The sequence below is a fragment of the Microbacterium alcoholitolerans genome (genome assembly GCF_050408615.1).
Lineage (GTDB): Bacteria > Actinomycetota > Actinomycetes > Actinomycetales > Microbacteriaceae > Microbacterium.
On sequence record NZ_JBNTKD010000001.1, the window covers coordinates 2,268,515 to 2,286,177 of the forward strand.

The following is a 17,663-nucleotide window of genomic DNA, read 5'->3' on the forward strand; positions in this document are numbered from 1 at the left end:
TTCTGGACGTGGCAACGTTTTCATGCCACCCTGCCACTTATGGCGAAGTCAACCGACCAGATTGCCGACGCCACGGGGCGGCCGACGATGAAGGACGTCGCTGCGCTGGCCGAGGTCGGCCTGTCGACAGTGTCGCGCGTCGTCTCGGGGAAGGACGGGGTGAGCCGTGCCAAGCGGCAGGCGGTTGAGCGTGCGATCGCCGCTCTCGGGTACAGCCGCAACGACTTCGCGCACACCCTGCGCACCGGCTCCGCCCGAACGATCGGCGTCGCGGTCACCCGCATCTCGGATCCGTTCTACGCCCAGATCATCGAGGCGGTCGAGTCGCGTGCGCAGGATCGCGACCTGCTGGTGCTCGTCGCATCGGCGGGCGATGACTCGACCGCGAGCGAGCGTGTGCTGAAGCGGATGCTGAACCGCCGCCTCGACGGCTTCATCGTCGTCGCGCCGGAGGCAGCCGACATCTCCTTCCTCGATTCGGAGCGCGCAGTGGGCACGCCGATCGTCTTCGTGGATCGCCCGCCGCACGGGATGCACGCCGACGTCGTGCTCGTGGACAACGAGCGCGGCGCCGCCGATGCCGTGCGCCACCTGGTGCGGGTGGGCCATCGCAGCATCGCCTGCATCGCGCACGTCTCCGGCCGGTACACATCCGAGCGCCGTCAGACGGGCTTCCGCCGCGGCGCACGCGAGTGCGGGCTTCCCGACCGGCCCGACCTCATCGTCGAAGTCGAGGACGAGGTGGATGCCTGCCTCGAGGCGCTCCGCGAGCTCTTCTCCCTGCCTGATCCGCCGACGGCGCTGTTCACCACGAACAGCCGCACGACCAAAGCCGTCCTCGGGGCGCTGCGTCTGCTGCGCGTGCGGCCGGCCCTCGTCGGCTTCGACGACTTCGCGCTCGCCGAGCTGCTCAGCCCGCCGGTGACGACGATCGCGCAGGACCCCTGGGTGATGGGCGAGGCGGCGGCGGATCTGCTGTTCGACCGGATCGCAGGGCTGGCGGGGCCCGAGCGCCACATCGTGCTCGGCACCCGCCTGATCACCCGCGGGTCCGGCGAGACGCCACCGGGTGTTACGGGGATGTGACCGCGGGGCTGTTGCATTTGGCAACGTTTTCAGTTTCGATGGCATGAGCACCGCGGATGACCGCGGGGAAAGTTCCAATGGAGGATCACATGCGCAAAGCACTTGCAGCAGTCGCTGGTCTCGCCGTCACCGGTCTCGTGCTCACCGGGTGCTCCGGCAATGCCGACAACGGGAACGCGGGCGGCTCGGACGACGACAGCCAGGTCGAGGTCTTCACCTGGTGGGCCGCCGGCTCTGAGAAGGCCGGTCTCGACGCCCTCGTCGAGGTGTTCAACGAGCAGTACCCCGACACCGAGTTCGTCAACGCGGCCGTTGCCGGTGGCGCCGGATCGAACGCCAAGAACGCTCTCGCGTCGCGACTGAAGGCCAACAACCCGCCGGACTCGTTCCAGGCGCACGCCGGTGCCGAGCTCACCGACTACATCGAGGCCGAGAAGATCGAGGACCTCAGCGATTTCTACGCCGACAACGGTCTCAACGACGTCTTCCCGTCCACGCTGCTCGACCGCCTGACGGTCGACGGCAAGATCTACTCGGTGCCCAGCAACATCCACCGTGCGAACGTGGTCTGGGTCAACACCGCGGTGCTGACCGACGCGGGCATCGACCCCAACGCCGCACCTGCCGATCTCGACGCCTGGCTCGCAGACATGGAGAAGCTGAAGGCCGCCGGCATCGAGACCCCGCTCTCGGTGGCGACCGACTGGACCCAGGTGCAGCTGTTCGAGAACGTGCTGATCTCTGTGCTCGGCGCCGATGGCTACCAGGGGCTGTGGGACGGCTCGACCAAGTTCGATGACTCCAAGGTCACCGACGCGATCGACTACTACACGCAGCTGCTGTCCTACGCGAACACCGACGGCACCGGTCAGGACTGGCCCGTCGCGACCGACATGGTCATCGACGGCACGGCCGCGTACAACGTGATGGGCGACTGGGCGCTCGCGCAGTTCGACGCCAAGGGCAAGACCTACGGCACCGACTACACGACGTGGCCGACCCCCGGCACCGACGGCATGTTCGACTTCCTCGCCGACTCGTTCACGCTGCCGGTCGGCGCCCCGCACGCCGGTGGCGCGAAGAACTGGCTGAAGACGATCAGCTCGGCCGAGGGCCAGGAGGCGTTCAACCTCGCGAAGGGCTCGATCCCGGCGCGCACCGACGCCGACCCGGCCGCGTATCCGGAGTACCAGCAGGGCGCGATCGCCTCGTTCGCGGAGGACACCGTCGTCAGCTCGCTGGCGCACGGCGCCGCTGTGAAGGTGTCGTGGCTGAACGACATCACCTCGGCGATCGGTCAGTTCGTCTCCACGCAGGATGGCCAGACGCTGCAGGATGCGCTCGTCCAGGCGCAGACCAAGGCGCTCGGCGAGTAGCATCCGATTCACTGCGGGGCGGCGTGATCGCGCCGCCCCGCACCCACGCTCGCGTCAAGGAGGACACCGATGCGCAAAGGCATCCGCAACTGGGGACCCCCGCTGCTGCTGATCTCGCCGACGATCGTGCTGCTCGGCATCTTCGTCTACGTGCTGATCGGCGTGAACTTCTCCACGGCGATGACGAGGGACTCCGCGCTGACGGCCTCCGAGTTCGTCGGCCTGCAGAACTTCGTCGACCTGCTGACCGAGCCGCGCTTCCTGCACTCGCTGGCGAACCTCGGCATCTTCACCGTGTTCTTCATGGTCGGCACGATGCTGTTCGGCTTCCTGTGGGCATGGATGCTCGACAAGGGCGTGACCGCCGAAGGCGCGTTCCGCTCGATCTACCTCTTCCCGATGGCCGTCTCGTTCGTGGCATCCGGTGTCGTGTGGCGCTGGCTGCTCAGCTCGGCGACCGGCGAGCGCGCCTCGGGCCTGAACCGCATGCTCGACTCGATCGGTCTCGGCGCGCTGCAGAACGACTGGTACAACCAGCCGCTGTGGGGCATGGCCGCGATGGCCATGCCGGCGATCTGGCAGCTGTCCGGCTACGTGATGGCGCTGTTCCTCGCCGGCTTCCGCGGGGTTCCGGAAGAGCTTCGCGAAGCGGCCCGGATGGACGGCGCCAGCGAATGGAAGCTCTACCGGCATGTCGTCTTCCCGCAGCTGAGCCCGGTGGCGCTGTCGGCGTTGGTGATCGTGGCGCACATGTCACTGAAGGTGTTCGACCTGATCATGGCGATCACCGGCCCCGTGTACGTCACCGAGGTGCCGGCCACCTACATGTGGGTGGCGCTCACGGGCGGCGAGTACGGCAAGGCATCCGCCATCGCGACGGTGCTGCTGCTGCTGGTGTGCATCTTCATCGTCCCGTACCTGATCTCCACAGCCCGCGCCGAGAGGAAGGTGCGCAAGTGAGCGTCGCAACCGGCATCGAGCGTCGCGCGTCCGTCGCAGGTCGCGCCCCCGCACCCCACCGCAAGCGCGCGCGGATCGGCCGCACGGCCAAGTACGCGCTGCTGCTGCTGTTCGTCGTCATCGTGCTGATGCCGGTGTACGTGCTCGTCGTGACGAGCCTGAAGCCGCCGTCGGATGTCAGTGCCGCAAGCTCCTGGGCGCTGCCGTCGATCTGGCCCTGGCAGGCGGATGCCGACGGCGTGACCGGCTTCGAGAACTGGGCGAACGCCTGGGACTACCTCTCGGCGTCACTCGGGCGCACGTTCCTGCTGGCGATCCCGTCCGCGCTGATCTCGGCCATGCTCGGCTCGATGAACGGCTTCGTCCTCTCGCGATGGCGCTTCCCCTACGCGAACGTGGTGTTCACGCTGATCCTGTTCGGCATGTTCATCCCGTACCAGGCGATCATGGTGCCGCTGGTGCAGATGAAGACCTCGCTCGGCATGCCGAGCAGCATCGCGACTCTGCTGATCGTGCACATCATCTACGGTCTGCCGATCTGCACGCTGATCTTCCGCAACTACTACGAGGGCGTCCCCGAAGAGCTGATGGAGGCCTCGCGCGTGGACGGTGCCGGCATGCTCGCCTCGTACTGGCGGATCATCCTGCCGCTGTCGCTGCCCGGCTTCGTCGTGACGATCATCTGGCAGTTCACCTCGGCGTGGAACGACTACCTGTTCGCACTGTTCCTGTCGGATGCGAACCAGGGGCCGGTGTCGCTGTCACTGGTCAACCTGTCGCAGGGGGCGCAGCTGTCGAACTACGGCGCGTCGATGGCGGGTGCGCTGATCGCGTCGCTGCCGACGCTGCTCGTGTACATCCTGCTCGGCAAGTACTTCATCGGCGGTCTGATGAGCGGATCGGTAAAGTCCTGACGGAGAGTCCTGAGGGGAGTCCGCGACGCGGAAATAGGGAGGATTCCCGATGCCGTAGGCGGGGTGCGGGGCACAGAGTGGATGCCATGACACTGGCATCCACTCCCGACCTCACGGCGCTGCGTGCCGTCGAGGGTCTGCATTTTCCCGGCGAGCCGGGATACGATCACGCACGTCTGGCGTGGAATCTGATCGCCGACCAGCATCCGACGGTGATCGCGGTCCCCGAGAGCATCGATGACGTCGTGCGCATGGTGCGCGCCGCGGCGGATGCCGGGCTTCGCATCGCACCGCAGGCGAGCGGGCACGGCGCCCCTGCGCTCGACCAGGAGGCACTGCGCGGGGCCATGCTGCTGCGGCTGCACCGGCTGACCGGAGTCGAGGTCGATGCGGCGGCGCGCACCGCCCGCGTGCTCGGCGGAACGCTCTGGCACGAGGTCGTCGCAGCGGCTGCGACGCACGGCCTCACCCCACTGCACGGCAGCGCCGGAGACGTCGCGGTCTCGGGGTACATGCTCGGCGGCGGCATCTCTTTCTACGGACGCGAGCACGGCCTGGCCGCCCACCGCCTCCATGCCGTCGACATCATCACCGCCGACGGCGAGCTGGTGCGCACGAGTGCGACCGAGCACAGTGAACTGTTCTGGGCGCTGCAGGGCGGCGGTGGCAACTTCGGCGTGGTCGTCGCCATGGAGATCGAACTGCTGTCGATCCCCGACGTGCACGCCGGCTTCCTGCTGTGGGACATCTCCGCGGCATCCGAGGTCGTCCGCGCATGGCGCGACTGGACCCACGGGCTCGACCGTGCCGCGACCACCAGCCTGCGGCTGCTCCGGTTCCCGCCGATCCCCGAGCTGCCGCCGTTCCTCTCCGGCCGCTCGCTGGTGATCATCGACGGCGCGATCCTCGCCGACGACGACCACACGGCCGAGCTGCTGCGCCCGCTGCGCGATCTCGCGCCCGAGATGGACACGTTCGCGCGCGTCTCCGCGCCCGCGATGCTCGAGGTGCACATGGACCCGCCGGTGCCCTCGGCGGCGATCTCGGATCACATCATGCTGGGCGATCTGAGCGAAGCGGCGATCGCCGCGGTGCTCGAGAGCGCGGGGGCTGATGCCACGGCGACACCCATGATCATCGAGATCAGGCACCTCGGCGGCGCGCTCGGAGATCCGAAGGATGCTGCCGTGCGCTGTTTGGATGGGGAGTACGCGCTGCTCGCGGTGCAGCCCGTCGCGGTGCCCGAGTTCGCCGGGCAGGCGGCGGCGCTGGTCGAAGGCGCGATCGAGGCGGTGCGTGCGTGGGCCGACTGCGCGCCCTACCTGAACTTCGTGGACGGACCGATGGATGCCGCGAGCGTGTTCGACTCCGAGACGCTGGATCGTCTGCATCGCGTGCGCGCGCAGTACGACCCGGATCGCTTGTGGCTGGCCGCGCACGCGCTCCCTGAGGTGGCACTCGGCTGAGCGAGGTCAGGGGCGGGTGAGGTGAGCCCTCAGCTCTCGACCGTGCGGATCGTTCCGGTGATGGCCGGCATCAGGTCGGCGACCGAGTCGACGATCTCGTCCGGGCGGAACGGGTACTTCTCGATCTCGGCCTGATCGCTGATGCCCGTGAGCACGAGCACCGTGTGCAGGCCGGCTTCGATGCCGGCGACGATGTCGGTGTCCATCCGATCGCCGATCATGCCGGTCTTCTTCGAATGCGCGCCGATCTTGTTCAGTGCCGAGCGGAACATCATCGGATTCGGCTTGCCGACGACATACGGCTCCCTGCCGGTCGCCTTCGTGATCAGAGCCGCGACCGCGCCGGTCGCGGGGAGCGGGCCGTCGATGCTGGGGCCGGTGGCATCCGGGTTGGTGATGATGAACCGCGCCCCCGCGTTGATCAGCCGGATCGCGCGCGTGATCGCCTCGAAGGAGTACGTGCGCGTCTCGCCGACGACCACGAAGTCGGGGGCGGTCTCGGTCATCACGAAGCCGGCGTCGTGCAGGGCGGTGAGGATGCCGGCCTCGCCGATCACGAACGCGGAGCCGCCCGGCACCTGCTGCTTCAGGAAGTCGGCGGTCGCGAGCGCCGAGGTCCAGATGCGCTCCTCGGGCACGTGCAGTCCGCTCGTGCGCAGCCGTGCGGCGAGGTCGCGGGCGGTGAAGATCGAGTTGTTCGTCAGCACCAGATACGGGATGCCGTTCGCCTCCCACCCTGCGAGCATCTCGGATGCCCCGGGGATGGCGGCGTTCTCATGGACGAGCACACCGTCCATGTCGGTGAGCCAGCATTCGATGTCATCGCGATCGGCCATGTGCTCAGCCTATGGGGCGCGGAGAACGTACGGAGGGGGCCGCGTCATGCCGCCCCCTCCGGGTTCGGGCTCAGTGGATGAACACGTCTCCGCTGGCGCGGACGGTGATGTCGCTGATGTTCACGCCCCACGGCTGGTTGATCACGTAGACGACGTTCGCAGCGAGCTCTTCAGGAGTCAGTGCCCAGTACTCGATGCTGTCCGAGTCGGTCTTCTCGGCCGGGAGCTCTCCGGCGATGAACTTCTCGGTGCTGTCGAAGTACTCGGCTGCGTTCGGTCCGGTGAGTCCCGAGATCGCTGTCTCGTTGACGACGGCGCTCGCGAGGTTCGTGCCGGGGACGCCGGTCGGCTTGAGCGTGGTGACCTTGATCTTGCCGTGCGATTCGATCCGCAGCGAGTCGGAGATGATCTTCACCGCGGCCTTGGTGGCGCTGTAGACCCCGGAGCCCGGCATCCCGGCGTTGCCGTAGATGGACGAAATGTTCACCACCTGCCCGCGACCCTGCTCGATCATCTGGTCGTAAACGGCGGTGATGCCGTTGACGACGCCCTTGATGTTGATGTCGATCGACTTGTCCCAGGCCTTGGCAGCCTGCTTGTGGTCCGCCCAGTACGCGAGCGGCATGATCCCGGCGTTGTTGAGCAAGACATCGATGCGCCCGAACGTCTCGACCGCGAAGGCGGCGAGGGCGTCCATCTGCTCCTTGTCGGTCACGTCCGCGACCTTGTACTCGGCGCTCTGCCCCTTCGCGCGGATCTCATCGACCACGGTCTTCAGGTTCTCCTCGTTGATGTCGGCGGCGACGACGTGTGCCCCGAGCTCAGCGGTCATGCCGGCCACGAGCTTTCCGAAGCCGCTGCCGGCGCCGGTGATGATGATGACTCGGCCATCGATGTGATTAGTCATGTCCTCAACCTCCAAGGAGAGAAATATATGCGTATGCATATAACAGCGTTTGGAGGTCGCGGGAAATTCCCGCTGGGCGAAACGGAAGCGCGTCGGAGGTCAGCGGCGCGGCTTGCGGGGGCGGTCGTCGTCTTCCCACGGGCCCTCGTACCACTCGCCGCGATTGTCCTTCTTGTCGCGGCGCAGCAGCTGGAAGGAGAACAGCGCGAGCGCAGTCAGCCCGATGCTGATCAGCACCAGGAACAGCATGTCGTCCTGAGTCATCGTCTTTCCTTCCGAGGCGGTCGGCTTGAGCCTACGTCGGCGGGCTGTGCGCTCAGCCAGATCGCCTCGCTGGCGCCGTCGGGCAGGGAATGTCGGATGCCATCGAGCACGACCCCGTCGGCATCGACCGTCGCGTCGACGCCGACCGCGACGCCGATGCTCTCCAGCTGCTGCAGCAGTTCGGGGTCGCGGTCGCTGACGCGCAGCACGTGACCCGTATGGCCGTCGGGTGCGTCGCCGAGCAGAACGAACGGCTCGCGGTCCACGCGGCCAGCGGCGTCGGGGATGGCGTCGCCGTGCGGGTCGAAGCGCGGACGGCCGAGACGCTCGTCGATGCCCTCCAGCAGACGGTCGCTGATCGTGTGCTCGAGCACCTCGGCCTCGTCGTGCACCTCGTGCCAGGCGTAGCCGAACTCGCGGACGAGCCACGTCTCGATGAGCCGGTGGCGGCGCACCATCGCCAGAGCGCGGTCGCGACCGGCATCCGTCAGTCGCACGGCGCCGTACGGCACGTGCGAGACGAGGTCGGCGGCCGCGAGCTTCTTCACCATCTCGGTGACGCTCGACGGAGCGATGCCGAGGGCGGCGGCGAGCTGCGACGGCGTGATAGGCGCATCCTGCCACTCGGTGTGCGCGTAGATGGCCTTCAGGTAGTCGTCGAACGCGGGGGACGACATATCAGCCTCCCAGCGAGGCGAGCACGGCGAAGGCGGCGCCGCCGGCGAAGAACAGGATCGCGAACCCGGCCATCGCGGCCAGCAGCGACAGGCGTCCGTCGTAGTCATTGACCCCGCGGGTGCCGATCGAGCGGGCGCGGAACGCGAAGAACAGGGTCATCGCGCCGAGAACGAGCTGCACCCACGGCCCACCGGCGGGAAGCAGGGCGGGCCAGGCGATCAGCACCACGCCGAGTGCGCCGGCGACGAGGGCGAACCAGGTGCTCAGCGTCATCGCCCGCCGCGCCTCGGAGTCGTCACGATGCTTCTTGGCGGGGGCGGAGGGCATGCGTCGAGCCTACCCGGCCCGGCTTTCCGCCTGCCGAGTGTTCAGGTCGCAATGGATGCCGCTACTCGGCGCGCATAGCGGCATCCATTGCGACCCGAGCAGGCGGGTCAGGTCACGCGCCGGTGGCGACCAGCCAGAGCAGCACCGCGTTCAGCGCGATCAGCAGCGCGGCGAACACGACGCCGAGCACCGTCGTGAGGGGTCGGTTGGCGTGCTCGCCGAGCGTGCGCCGCTGCGCGGTGAGCGCGACCAGCGGCACCAGCGCGAACGGGATGCCGAAGCTCAGCACCACCTGGCTGAGCACCAGTGCCAGCGTGGGGTCGAAGCCGATGCCGAGGATGATCAGCGCGGGGATCAGCGTCACCAGCCGGCGGGCCAGAAGGGGAATGCGGATCGTGAGCAGGCCGTGCATGATCTCGGCGCCCGCGTAGGCGCCGACCGAGGTGGATGCCAGGCCCGAGGCCAGCAGGCCGACGGCGAACAGTGTGCCGATCACCGCGCCGAGGTTGTCGCTGATGGCGGCGTAGGCGCCTTCCAGCGAATCGGTGCCCTCGACGCCGGCGAGGTTCGCGGCGGCGAGCAGCAGGATCGCGAGGTTCACCGAACCGGCGATCACCATCGCGATCGTGACGTCCCAGCGGGTGACGGTCAGCAAGGTGCGGAGCGATGGGCGCCGGGAGTCCGCGCCGGGTCCGCGTGCCGGAAAGCGGTCGCGCGTCAGCGCGCTGTGTGCGTAGATCGCGTGCGGCATGATCGTCGCGCCGAGGATGGATGCTGCCAGCAGCACCGACCCGGAATCATCGAACCGCGGCACCATCCCGCCCAGCACGCCGGCCGGGTCGGGTGGGGCGACGAACAGCCCCGCCACGAAGCCGATCACGATGATCAGCATCAGCCCGATGATGACGAACTCGAAGTGGCGCGGGCCCCTGCGAGTCTGCACCGCCAGCAGCACCATCGAGACGGCCCCGGTGATGGCCCCGCCGAGCAGCAGAGGGATGTCGAACAGCAGGTACAGCGCCACTGCCCCGCCGAGCACCTCGGCGATGTCGGTCGCCATGGCGACCAGCTCGGCCTGCAGCCAGTAGGCGCGCCGCGCCCAGCGGTTGCGGATGCGGGTTCCGAGCACCTCGGGCAGGCTCTGCCCCGTGACCACGCCGAGCTTGGCCGAGAGGTACTGGATCAGCCAGGCCATGATGTTGCCGGCCAGCACCACCCAGACCAGCAGGTAGCCGTAGCGGGCGCCTGCGGTCATGTTGCTGGCGACGTTGCCGGGGTCGAGGTAGGCGACCCCGGCGACGAGCGCCGGCCCCAGCATCCACATCCCGCGCAGCGGCGCCGCTCGGCGCACGCCAAGGCGTGCGACCGGACGCGGACCAGCTTTAGGCATGCCGAAATCCTACGCCTCGACAGGCCTCCGCGAGGTGACGAGGCGCACCAGCAGGCCGTGCCGAGGGCTGAGCAGGTAGGCCAACGCGAACACAGCGCCCTGAGTGACCACCACCAGACCACCCGGCGACGCGTTCAGCCAGTAGCTGAGGTAGATGCCCGCGACCGAGCATGTGGCCGAGATGACCGGCGCCAGCAGCAGCATCCTGCTGAACCGATCTGTGAGCAGGCGCGCGGTCGCGCCCGGGATGATCAGCATCGCGACGACCAGGATCACGCCCACGACCTGCAGTGCGACGACGGCGGTCAGCGCCAGCAGCCCGAGCAGCAGCGCCCCGAGCAGGCTGGGCGACAGGCCGATGGCGAAGGCGTGCGCGGGGTCGAAGGCGAAGAGCGTCAGGTCCCGCCGCTTGATCACCAGGATGACCGCCGCGATTCCGGCCAGCACGCCGATCTGCACCAGATCGGCGGAGGAGACGCCAAGCACGTTGCCGAAGACGATGTGATTGAGATCCGTGTGACTCGGCGTGACGGAGACGAGGACGAGCCCCAGTGCGAAAAGAGTGGTGAAGACGATGCCGATCGCGGCATCCTCCTTGATTCTGCCCGTGCCGCGAACGGCGCCGATAAGCGCCACGGCGAGGAAGCCGAACACGAGCGCTCCGACAGCGAAGGGCGCGCCCACCACGTAGGCGAGCACGACGCCGGGCAGCACCGCATGCGAGACGGCGTCGCCCATCAGCGACCAGCCGACGAGAACCAGCCAGCATGACAGCAGAGCGCACACCACGGCAGCGATGACCGTCGTCAGCAGTGCACGGACCATGAACTCGTACTGCAGCGGCTCGAGGATGAGATCGATGGGGCTCACGCTTCCTCCTCGTGGTCCTCGCGGCCGAGCACGTCCAGCCCGAACGCCCTGGCCAGATTCTCGGGGCGCAGCGCCTCGGCGACGGTGCCTTGCCGGATCATCCGGCGGCGCAACAGCACGGCGTCGTCTGCGAGCTGCGGGAGGGCGTGCAGGTCGTGCGTCGACACCAGAACCGTCAGGCCCGAGGAGGCGGCCGAGCGCAGCAGCTGCGCGATCATCTGCTCCGATCTCTTGTCGACCCCCGCGAACGGCTCGTCCAGCAACAGGATCCGGGCCTTCTGGGCGATCCCTCTGGCGACGAACGCGCGCTTGCGCTGCCCGCCCGACAGCTGACCGATCTGACGGTCGGCGAGCTCGGTCAGCTCGACCCGCTCGAGAGCCTCCCGCACGGCCGCGAGATCGTCGTGGCGAGGGCGGCGCATCAGTCCGAGGCCGCCGTAGCGCCCCATCATCACAACCTCGCGCACCGAGATCGGAAACGACCAGTCGACCTGATCGCTCTGCGGCACATAGCCGATCGCCCGTCGCCGGCGCGCGATCATCGGAGTGCTCCCCTCGATCAGCACGCGTCCCCGATCGGGGCGGACGGCGCCGGTGAGTGCCTTGAACAGCGTCGACTTGCCGGAGCCGTTCATGCCGATGAGCCCGGTGACGGCCCCCCTGCGGATCGACAGCGAGACGTCTTCGAGGGCCCGCACGTCTCCGTAATGCACCGTGAGGCCGTCGACGTCGATCGCCGCGGTCATTCGCCGGCCGCCGTCAGGGCGTCGACGATGGTCGTCGCATCGTGCCGGATCAGGTCGAGATAGGTGGGCACCGGGCCGCCGGGCTCAGACAGCGAGTCCACGTAGAGCACACCGCCGAAGCGCGCCCCGGTGGCCTCGACGACCTGCTGCATGGGCTTGTCCGAGACGGTCGACTCGCAGAACACCGCCGGCACCCCGGTGTCGGCGACGAGCGCGATCATCCGCGTGATCTGCTGCGGCGTGGCCTGCTGCTCGGCGTTGACCGGCCAGATGTACGCCTCGCGGAGGCCGGCATCCCTGGCCAGGTAGGAGAACGCACCCTCGCAGGTGGCCAGAACGCGACGCGGCTGCGGGATGCCCGAGAGCTCATCGACCAGTTCGTCGTGCACGCTCTGCAGCTCGGCCTTGTACTCCGCCCCGTTGTCGGCGAAGGCGTCGGCATGCTCAGGAGCCAGGCGGCTGAACGCCTCCACCATGTTGTCGACGTAGACCTGCACGTTCAGCGGACTCATCCAGGTGTGCGGGTTCGGCTTGCCCGCGTAGGCGTCTTCGGCGATGTCGATGGGCTCGATGCCGGCGGACACCACCACGTGAGGCACGTCGACGCCCTCCACGAACTTCGCGAACCATGCCTCCAGACCGAGGCCGTTGTCGACGATCAGATCTGCGTGCGCGGCTCGGGCGATGTCGCGCGGGGTCGGCTCGTAGCCGTGTATCTCGGCTCCCGGCTTGGTGATGGAAGCGACCTGCAGGTGATCTCCCGCGACGACAGAGGCGATATCCGCCAGAACGGTGAACGTCGTGAGGACCGTCGGCCGATCATCGACGGCGTGGTCGTCGGCGGGGAGTGCACATGAGGCGGTGCTCGCGGTCAGCGTTCCGGCAATCACCACCCCAGCCGCCCGCATGAGTGAACGAAGCCGAATGGAGACGAACCGATTTTTAGGCATGCCGAAATCGTAGCGACTTTTCGGTATGCCTAAAAATCATGACGCGCGGCTACGCTGTTCGAGATGGACGAGCAGATCTCCGAACCCGGCGATGAGGGCACACCAGAACGCACCACTCACGGGGTCGGGCCGTGGCAGGGCGAGTGGCCCACCGGGCAGCATTACGATCCCGAACTGCTCGCGCACGGTGACACGCGCAATGTGATCGACCGGTACCGCTACTGGCGCATGGAGGCGATCGTCGCCGATCTCGACACGCAGCGGCACTCGTTCCACGTCGCGATCGAGAACTGGCAGCACGACATGAACATCGGCTCGATCGTTCGCAGCGCCAACGCGTTCCTGGCCGACACGGTCCACATCATCGGCAGACGTCGCTGGAACAAGCGCGGTGCGATGGTCACGGACCGCTACCAGCACGTCGTGCACCACCCGGATGTCGAGATGTTCACCGCGTGGGCGGCCGCCGAGGGCATCCCGATCATCGCCGTCGACAACGTCGGCGAGGCGGTCCCGGTCGACCGGGCCGATCTGCCGGAGCGCTGCGTGCTGCTGTTCGGACAGGAGGGGCCCGGGCTGTCGGAAGAGGCGCTCGCCGCGGCATCCGCTCACATCGAGATCACGCAGTACGGGTCGACGCGCTCCATCAATGCGAGCGCCGCCGCGGCCGTCGTGATGTACGAATGGTGCCGCCGGTACGCCTGAGCAGTAGTGCGGTCAGTCGCGCTGGATGCCGAAGGTGTGCTTCATCAGCGCGTTGACGTCGTTGTCGAGTCGATCGATGCGCTGATGGATGCCGCGGAACTCGGTCGACATCTCGGTGCGCAATGAGCCGATTTCGGTCTTGACGATCCGCACGAACATCGTCGACATCAGTGTCAGCATGCCGAACAGACCGGTCGCGAAGGGGATGGTGTCCGCGATCGCCTCCATGTGCAGAAGATCGCTAACCGATGACACGCGGTCTCGCGTACACTGAACCTCAGTTTCAGCTAAGGAGCGCACCATGGCATCCGAATACATCCCCCCGGTCGACGACTACGCCTTCCTGTTCGGCGAGGCGTTCGGGCTCGACCTGCCCGCGCGCGCCACCGGCGGCGCGTTCAGCGCCGACGACGCCACCGAGATCGTCGCCGGCGCCGGTGAGTTCGCCGCCTCGGTGCTCGCTCCACTCGAGACGATCGGCGACCGCGAGGGCGCTCGCCTCGAGAACGGGCAGGTGCACCTGCCCGCCGGCTTCGCCGAGGCGTACCAGGCGTTCGTCGAGGCTGGCTGGGTCAGCGCAGAGGCTCCCGAATCCGCCGGCGGCGATGGCCTTCCCGGATCGATCCGTGCGGGTCTCGGTGAGATCTGGAACGGCTCGAACGCCGCCTTCGCGCTGTGCTGGCTGCTGACGGCCGGCCAGATCCATGCGCTCGACGCCGTGGCATCCGATGAGATCCGCGAGACCTACCTGACCCGCCTCGTCTCCGGACAGTGGACCGGCACGATGAACCTCACCGAGCCCGAGGCCGGCACCGACCTCGGCGCCATCCGCACCATGGCGACGCCGCGCGATGACGGATCGTGGGGAGTCAGCGGTCAGAAGATCTTCATCACCTGGGGTGATCACGACGTCGCCGAGAACATCGTGCACCTCGTGCTCGCGCGCACTCCCGACGCCCCGGCCGGTGCCAAGGGTCTGTCGCTGTTCGTCGTGCCGAAGTTCCTGCCCGAGGCTTCCGGTGCGCCGGGCGAGCGCAACGCCGTCACCACGGTCGCGATCGAGCACAAGCTCGGCATCCACGGCAGCCCGACCTGCGTGCTCGCGTACGAGGACGCGACGGGGTCGCTCGTCGGCGAGGTCGGCGGCGGGCTCGCCGGCATGTTCGTGATGATGAACTCGGCCCGCGCCGGCATGGGATTCCAGGCCACCGGCATCTCGGACCGCGCCTACCAGCAGGCCGTCGCCTACACCGCAGACCGCCTGCAGGGAGCCGTGCTGGACCGCCCGGCCGGCACACCCATCGCCGAGCATCCCGACGTCCGTCGACTGCTGCTGTCGATGCAGAGCCGCATCTTCGCGATGCGCGCCCTCGGCGTCTACGTGGGTGACCTGTTCGACCGCGCCGACACTGACGGAACCGGCGCGCTCGCCGAGTTCTTCGTGCCGATCCTGAAGGGCTGGACCACCGAAGACGCCGTCGCCCTCACCAGCGACGCGATCCAGGTGCATGGCGGCATGGGCTTCATCGAAGAGACCGGCATCGCCCAGCATTATCGGGATGCCAGGATCATGCCGATCTACGAAGGCACCACCGCGATCCAGTCGAACGACCTGATCGGACGCAAGGTCGTCCGCGACGGAGGCGCGACCGCCGAGGGACTGTTCGCCGAGATCGAGTTGACAGTGGACACGCTGCGCGGATTCAGGAACGACGTGGGCACACGTACCGCCGATCGACTCGAGCGCGCGATCGCCGCGGGTCGTGCGGCGACGGCATCCGTCCTCGAGTTCGGCATGACCCGCGACGCGTACGGCGTCAGCGTGCCGTACCTGATGCTGCTCGGCACCCTGGCCGGCGGATGGATGCACGCGCTCGCCGTCGTCGCCGTGCTCGGCCACGAGAGCTCGGATGCCGCGGACGCAGCCCGTCTGGTCAGCGCCGACTTCTACGGTGCCCACCACCTGCCGCGCGTGCACATGCTCGCCGAGACCGTGGCGGCCGGCGAGATCGCCTGAGCTGCGCTCGCCGAGCCCGGTCACCGCACGTGTGAGAGGAGCCAAATGCCGGCTCTCTGGCGTTCATAGCCAGCAAATGGCTCCCCGCCACGAGGCACGTGCAACCGGCGTCGCCCGTCACCGCCCGTCGGGGCGTCGCGGATGAGCGGCGGAGTCAGGCGGGCACCCGCGTCCAGGCATCCGTCCGCACGCGCCAGCCGAGGGTGGCGAGGCGAGCGAGCATGTAGACGCCGAAGAACGCGACGGCCAGCCACACGAGCCCTGCCGTTCCGCCGACGTCGGTTGCGGTGATGATCCACAGCGCGGGCAGGAAGGGGACGAGGTTCAGCAGGCCGGCGAGCGCGAGATAGCGGGCGTCGTTGGCGCCCATCAGCACCCCGTCGAGCACGAAGACGACACCTGCGACGGGCTGCGCGACGGCGAGCACGAGCAGCGCCGGCTGCACGAGGGCGGCGATCTCGGCATCCCCCGTGAAGATGATTCCCATCACGGGCGACAGCGCCGCGACGATCGCGCCGACGATCACCCCGAACCACACGCCCCAGGCGACGGTGCGGCGCAGCACCCGGTGCACCTGCGCGAGGTCGCCCGAGCCGAGGCTCTTGCCGATCAGCGCCTGCGCGGCGATCGCGAGAGCATCGAGCGCGAACGCCGCGGTGGACGAGATGGTGAACGCGATCTGCCATCCGGCAAGCTCTGTGGTGCCGATGCCGGTCGCGACGGCGACCGTCGCGAGCAGGGCGACGCGAAGGCTCACGGTGCGCAGGAACAGCCAGCCGCCCGAGCGCGCGGTGCCCCGGATGCCACTGCGCTGCGCCTTCATCGATGCGCCGTGTCGCAGGGCGAGCCGGCGGATGACGATCACGTAGGCAGCGACCATGCCCCACTGCGCCATGACGGTGCCGAAGGCGGAGCCGGCGATGCCCCAGCCGAACCCGTAGATGAAGATCCAGTTCAGACCAGCGTTGGCCGCGAAGCCGAGTCCGGCGATCCACAGCGGAGTGACCGTGTTCTGCATGCCGCGCAACAGGCCGGTGGCGGCGAACACGATGAGCATGGCGGGCAGGCCCCACATCGAGATCGACAGGTAGGTGTGCGCCTCGGCGGCCACCGCGTCGGTGGCGCCGAACATCGCGACCAGCGCGGGGGTCGCCAGCGAGCCGACGATCGCGAGCACGGCACCGAGAGCCAGGGCGAGCCACATGCCGTCGATGCCGACCGAGACGGCGTCGCCGTGTCTGCCGGCGCCGAATCGACGCGCGACGGCAGGCGTCGTGGAATAGGCGAGGAAGACCATCAGCCCGACGATGGTCTGCAGCACGGCGCTGGCGATGCCGAGCCCGGCGAGCGAGACGGTGCCGAGGTGGCCGATCATGACGCCGTCGATGATCAGGAACAGCGGTTCAGCGACCAGTGCGCCGAGGGCGGGCACGGCGAGGAGCAGGATCTCGCGGTTCAGCGTCGGCGACGAAGACGGGGAAGTCACCAGTCGAGCCTATGGCGTGGCGCGGACAGTCCCTCCGTGAGCAGCAGCCATCACCGACATCGGCGGAAGTACCCTGAAGAGACCGGAGGTGGCGACCATGTCAGACGCGATGAGCGAGGCGGCGCGGTACCGCGCGCGGCAGGCGGCCGGCGAGAGCGAGCCGTCGGATGCCGGTGCCGAGCCGCCGATGGTGCTGAACGCCCAGAACAAGGCGGAGTTCGTCGAGACCGCGATCCAGATCGCGATCCGCCAGGGCGCGTTCGACAACCTTCCGGGCGCGGGCAAGCCGATCGAGGGCCTGGGGACGCATCACGATCCCGACTGGTGGATCCGCCGCAAGATCGAAACCGAGAACCTGACCGGTCTCGGACCGCCCGCGATCATGCTGCGCACTGAGGATCAAGAGCTCGACGCCTCGCTCGACGACCTCGGGCGCGAAGAGGACGTGAGGGCGGTGCTCGAGGACTTCAACAAGCGCGTGATCGAGGCGCGGCGGCAGCTGATGGGCGGGCCGCCCGTCGTCACGAAGACGCGCGATGTGGATGCCGAGGTCGCGGCGTGGCGTCAGCGCCGACGGACGGTGCGGGAAGCGGATGCCGCGGCCGCGCCCTCTGCGGCACAGAGGCGCCGTCCACGATGGGGTCTGCGGCGCAGCGACCGGTGACCGCGTCGCGGTCGCCGTCGG

The 17,663-nt window shown here is 68.4% G+C and carries 19 protein-coding genes; 8 read left to right on the forward strand and 11 right to left on the reverse strand.

The genetic code is table 11. The features are described 5' to 3' along the window. The first annotated feature begins 39 nt into the window (after positions 1–39). The 5 genes from ACQUSX_RS10840 (at position 40) to ACQUSX_RS10860 (ending at position 5,802) form a co-directional block, all read left to right on the forward strand. Positions 40–1,086, forward strand: a complete 1,047-nt coding sequence (locus tag ACQUSX_RS10840) for a LacI family DNA-binding transcriptional regulator (protein ID WP_428906940.1) — start codon at positions 40–42, stop codon at positions 1,084–1,086. A gap of 89 nt (positions 1,087–1,175) precedes the next feature. After that, positions 1,176–2,462 (forward strand): ABC transporter substrate-binding protein, encoded by a 1,287-nt coding sequence (locus tag ACQUSX_RS10845; protein ID WP_428906941.1) that lies wholly within the window; start codon positions 1,176–1,178, stop codon positions 2,460–2,462. A 69-nt stretch (positions 2,463–2,531) separates the two neighbouring features. Continuing rightward, on the forward strand, positions 2,532–3,422 hold the full coding sequence (locus ACQUSX_RS10850; RefSeq protein WP_428906942.1) for a carbohydrate ABC transporter permease: 891 nt from the start codon (positions 2,532–2,534) through the stop codon (positions 3,420–3,422). Further along, positions 3,419–4,336 (forward strand): carbohydrate ABC transporter permease, encoded by a 918-nt coding sequence (locus tag ACQUSX_RS10855; protein WP_428906943.1) that lies wholly within the window; start codon positions 3,419–3,421, stop codon positions 4,334–4,336. The genes ACQUSX_RS10850 and ACQUSX_RS10855 overlap by 4 nt, the downstream gene beginning before the upstream one ends. 86 nt (positions 4,337–4,422) lie before the next feature. Then, a complete protein-coding gene (locus ACQUSX_RS10860) occupies positions 4,423–5,802 on the forward strand; it encodes an FAD-binding oxidoreductase (protein ID WP_428906944.1) in 1,380 nt (459 codons plus the stop codon). Positions 5,803–5,831: 29 nt separating this feature from the next. Here ACQUSX_RS10860 and ACQUSX_RS10865 read toward each other — a convergent pair whose 3' ends face one another. The 9 genes from ACQUSX_RS10865 to ACQUSX_RS10905 all read right to left on the reverse strand — a co-directional run bounded on the left by ACQUSX_RS10865 (position 5,832) and on the right by ACQUSX_RS10905 (position 12,770). Then, complete coding sequence (locus ACQUSX_RS10865; RefSeq protein WP_428906945.1) at positions 5,832–6,638, reverse strand: HAD-IIA family hydrolase; 807 nt, start codon at positions 6,636–6,638, stop codon at positions 5,832–5,834. 70 nt (positions 6,639–6,708) lie between these two features. Continuing rightward, entirely contained in the window at positions 6,709–7,545 is an 837-nt protein-coding gene (locus ACQUSX_RS10870) for an SDR family oxidoreductase (protein ID WP_428906946.1), read from the reverse strand. Positions 7,546–7,644: 99 nt separating this feature from the next. Further along, on the reverse strand, positions 7,645–7,809 hold the full coding sequence (locus tag ACQUSX_RS10875; protein WP_428906947.1) for a hypothetical protein: 165 nt from the start codon (positions 7,807–7,809) through the stop codon (positions 7,645–7,647). Next, positions 7,806–8,486, reverse strand: coding sequence for a metal-dependent transcriptional regulator (locus tag ACQUSX_RS10880; protein WP_428906948.1), 681 nt, complete (start codon positions 8,484–8,486; stop codon positions 7,806–7,808). Before ACQUSX_RS10880 ends, ACQUSX_RS10875 begins: the two co-directional genes overlap by 4 nt. Before the next feature lies 1 nt (position 8,487). Next, positions 8,488–8,814 carry a hypothetical protein gene (locus ACQUSX_RS10885; protein ID WP_428906949.1) on the reverse strand — a complete coding sequence of 109 codons (327 nt, stop codon included), beginning with the start codon at positions 8,812–8,814 and terminating at the stop codon, positions 8,488–8,490. 112 nt (positions 8,815–8,926) lie between these two features. Beyond that, positions 8,927–10,204: an Nramp family divalent metal transporter gene (locus tag ACQUSX_RS10890; protein WP_428906950.1), complete on the reverse strand. Its 1,278-nt coding sequence runs from the start codon at positions 10,202–10,204 to the stop codon at positions 8,927–8,929. A gap of 9 nt (positions 10,205–10,213) precedes the next feature. Next, positions 10,214–11,074, reverse strand: coding sequence for a metal ABC transporter permease (locus ACQUSX_RS10895; protein ID WP_428906951.1), 861 nt, complete (start codon positions 11,072–11,074; stop codon positions 10,214–10,216). Further along, positions 11,071–11,820 carry a metal ABC transporter ATP-binding protein gene (locus ACQUSX_RS10900; protein WP_428906952.1) on the reverse strand — a complete coding sequence of 250 codons (750 nt, stop codon included), beginning with the start codon at positions 11,818–11,820 and terminating at the stop codon, positions 11,071–11,073. Before ACQUSX_RS10900 ends, ACQUSX_RS10895 begins: the two co-directional genes overlap by 4 nt. Further along, positions 11,817–12,770 carry a metal ABC transporter substrate-binding protein gene (locus ACQUSX_RS10905; RefSeq protein ID WP_428906953.1) on the reverse strand — a complete coding sequence of 318 codons (954 nt, stop codon included), beginning with the start codon at positions 12,768–12,770 and terminating at the stop codon, positions 11,817–11,819. The genes ACQUSX_RS10900 and ACQUSX_RS10905 overlap by 4 nt, the downstream gene beginning before the upstream one ends. A 63-nt stretch (positions 12,771–12,833) precedes the next feature. On the opposite strand from ACQUSX_RS10905, the gene ACQUSX_RS10910 reads away from it, so the two are divergent. Continuing rightward, positions 12,834–13,475, forward strand: coding sequence for a TrmH family RNA methyltransferase (locus ACQUSX_RS10910; RefSeq protein ID WP_428906954.1), 642 nt, complete (start codon positions 12,834–12,836; stop codon positions 13,473–13,475). Between the two features lie 12 nt (positions 13,476–13,487). On the opposite strand, the gene ACQUSX_RS10915 is transcribed toward ACQUSX_RS10910, so the two are convergent. Next, a complete protein-coding gene (locus ACQUSX_RS10915) occupies positions 13,488–13,703 on the reverse strand; it encodes a hypothetical protein (RefSeq protein WP_428906955.1) in 216 nt (71 codons plus the stop codon). A gap of 73 nt (positions 13,704–13,776) precedes the next feature. Between ACQUSX_RS10915 and ACQUSX_RS10920 the strand changes: the two genes are divergently transcribed. Continuing rightward, entirely contained in the window at positions 13,777–15,492 is a 1,716-nt protein-coding gene (locus ACQUSX_RS10920) for an acyl-CoA dehydrogenase family protein (protein WP_428906956.1), read from the forward strand. A gap of 154 nt (positions 15,493–15,646) precedes the next feature. Here ACQUSX_RS10920 and ACQUSX_RS10925 read toward each other — a convergent pair whose 3' ends face one another. Beyond that, a complete protein-coding gene (locus ACQUSX_RS10925) occupies positions 15,647–16,978 on the reverse strand; it encodes an MATE family efflux transporter (RefSeq protein ID WP_428906957.1) in 1,332 nt (443 codons plus the stop codon). A 97-nt stretch (positions 16,979–17,075) separates the two neighbouring features. Between ACQUSX_RS10925 and ACQUSX_RS10930 the strand changes: the two genes are divergently transcribed. Further along, on the forward strand, positions 17,076–17,642 hold the full coding sequence (locus ACQUSX_RS10930; protein ID WP_428906958.1) for a DnaJ family domain-containing protein: 567 nt from the start codon (positions 17,076–17,078) through the stop codon (positions 17,640–17,642). The last annotated feature ends 21 nt before the right edge of the window (positions 17,643–17,663 follow it).

Excerpts from the sequence above, each read along its gene's own strand:
- ACQUSX_RS10905 (WP_428906953.1), bottom strand. The coding sequence starts at position 12,770 with ATGCCTAAAAATCGGTTCGTCTCCATTCGGCTTCGTTCACTCATGCGG.
- ACQUSX_RS10840 (WP_428906940.1), top strand. The coding sequence starts at position 40 with ATGGCGAAGTCAACCGACCAGATTGCCGACGCCACGGGGCGGCCGACG.
- ACQUSX_RS10865 (WP_428906945.1), bottom strand. The coding sequence starts at position 6,638 with ATGGCCGATCGCGATGACATCGAATGCTGGCTCACCGACATGGACGGT.
- ACQUSX_RS10915 (WP_428906955.1), bottom strand. The coding sequence starts at position 13,703 with ATGGAGGCGATCGCGGACACCATCCCCTTCGCGACCGGTCTGTTCGGC.
- ACQUSX_RS10845 (WP_428906941.1), top strand. The coding sequence starts at position 1,176 with ATGCGCAAAGCACTTGCAGCAGTCGCTGGTCTCGCCGTCACCGGTCTC.
- ACQUSX_RS10930 (WP_428906958.1), top strand. The coding sequence starts at position 17,076 with ATGTCAGACGCGATGAGCGAGGCGGCGCGGTACCGCGCGCGGCAGGCG.
- ACQUSX_RS10890 (WP_428906950.1), bottom strand. The coding sequence starts at position 10,204 with ATGCCTAAAGCTGGTCCGCGTCCGGTCGCACGCCTTGGCGTGCGCCGA.
- ACQUSX_RS10860 (WP_428906944.1), top strand. The coding sequence starts at position 4,423 with ATGACACTGGCATCCACTCCCGACCTCACGGCGCTGCGTGCCGTCGAG.
- ACQUSX_RS10880 (WP_428906948.1), bottom strand. The coding sequence starts at position 8,486 with ATGTCGTCCCCCGCGTTCGACGACTACCTGAAGGCCATCTACGCGCAC.
- ACQUSX_RS10920 (WP_428906956.1), top strand. The coding sequence starts at position 13,777 with ATGGCATCCGAATACATCCCCCCGGTCGACGACTACGCCTTCCTGTTC.
- ACQUSX_RS10885 (WP_428906949.1), bottom strand. The coding sequence starts at position 8,814 with ATGCCCTCCGCCCCCGCCAAGAAGCATCGTGACGACTCCGAGGCGCGG.
- ACQUSX_RS10875 (WP_428906947.1), bottom strand. The coding sequence starts at position 7,809 with ATGACTCAGGACGACATGCTGTTCCTGGTGCTGATCAGCATCGGGCTG.
- ACQUSX_RS10850 (WP_428906942.1), top strand. The coding sequence starts at position 2,532 with ATGCGCAAAGGCATCCGCAACTGGGGACCCCCGCTGCTGCTGATCTCG.
- ACQUSX_RS10910 (WP_428906954.1), top strand. The coding sequence starts at position 12,834 with ATGGACGAGCAGATCTCCGAACCCGGCGATGAGGGCACACCAGAACGC.
- ACQUSX_RS10900 (WP_428906952.1), bottom strand. The coding sequence starts at position 11,820 with ATGACCGCGGCGATCGACGTCGACGGCCTCACGGTGCATTACGGAGAC.
- ACQUSX_RS10870 (WP_428906946.1), bottom strand. The coding sequence starts at position 7,545 with ATGACTAATCACATCGATGGCCGAGTCATCATCATCACCGGCGCCGGC.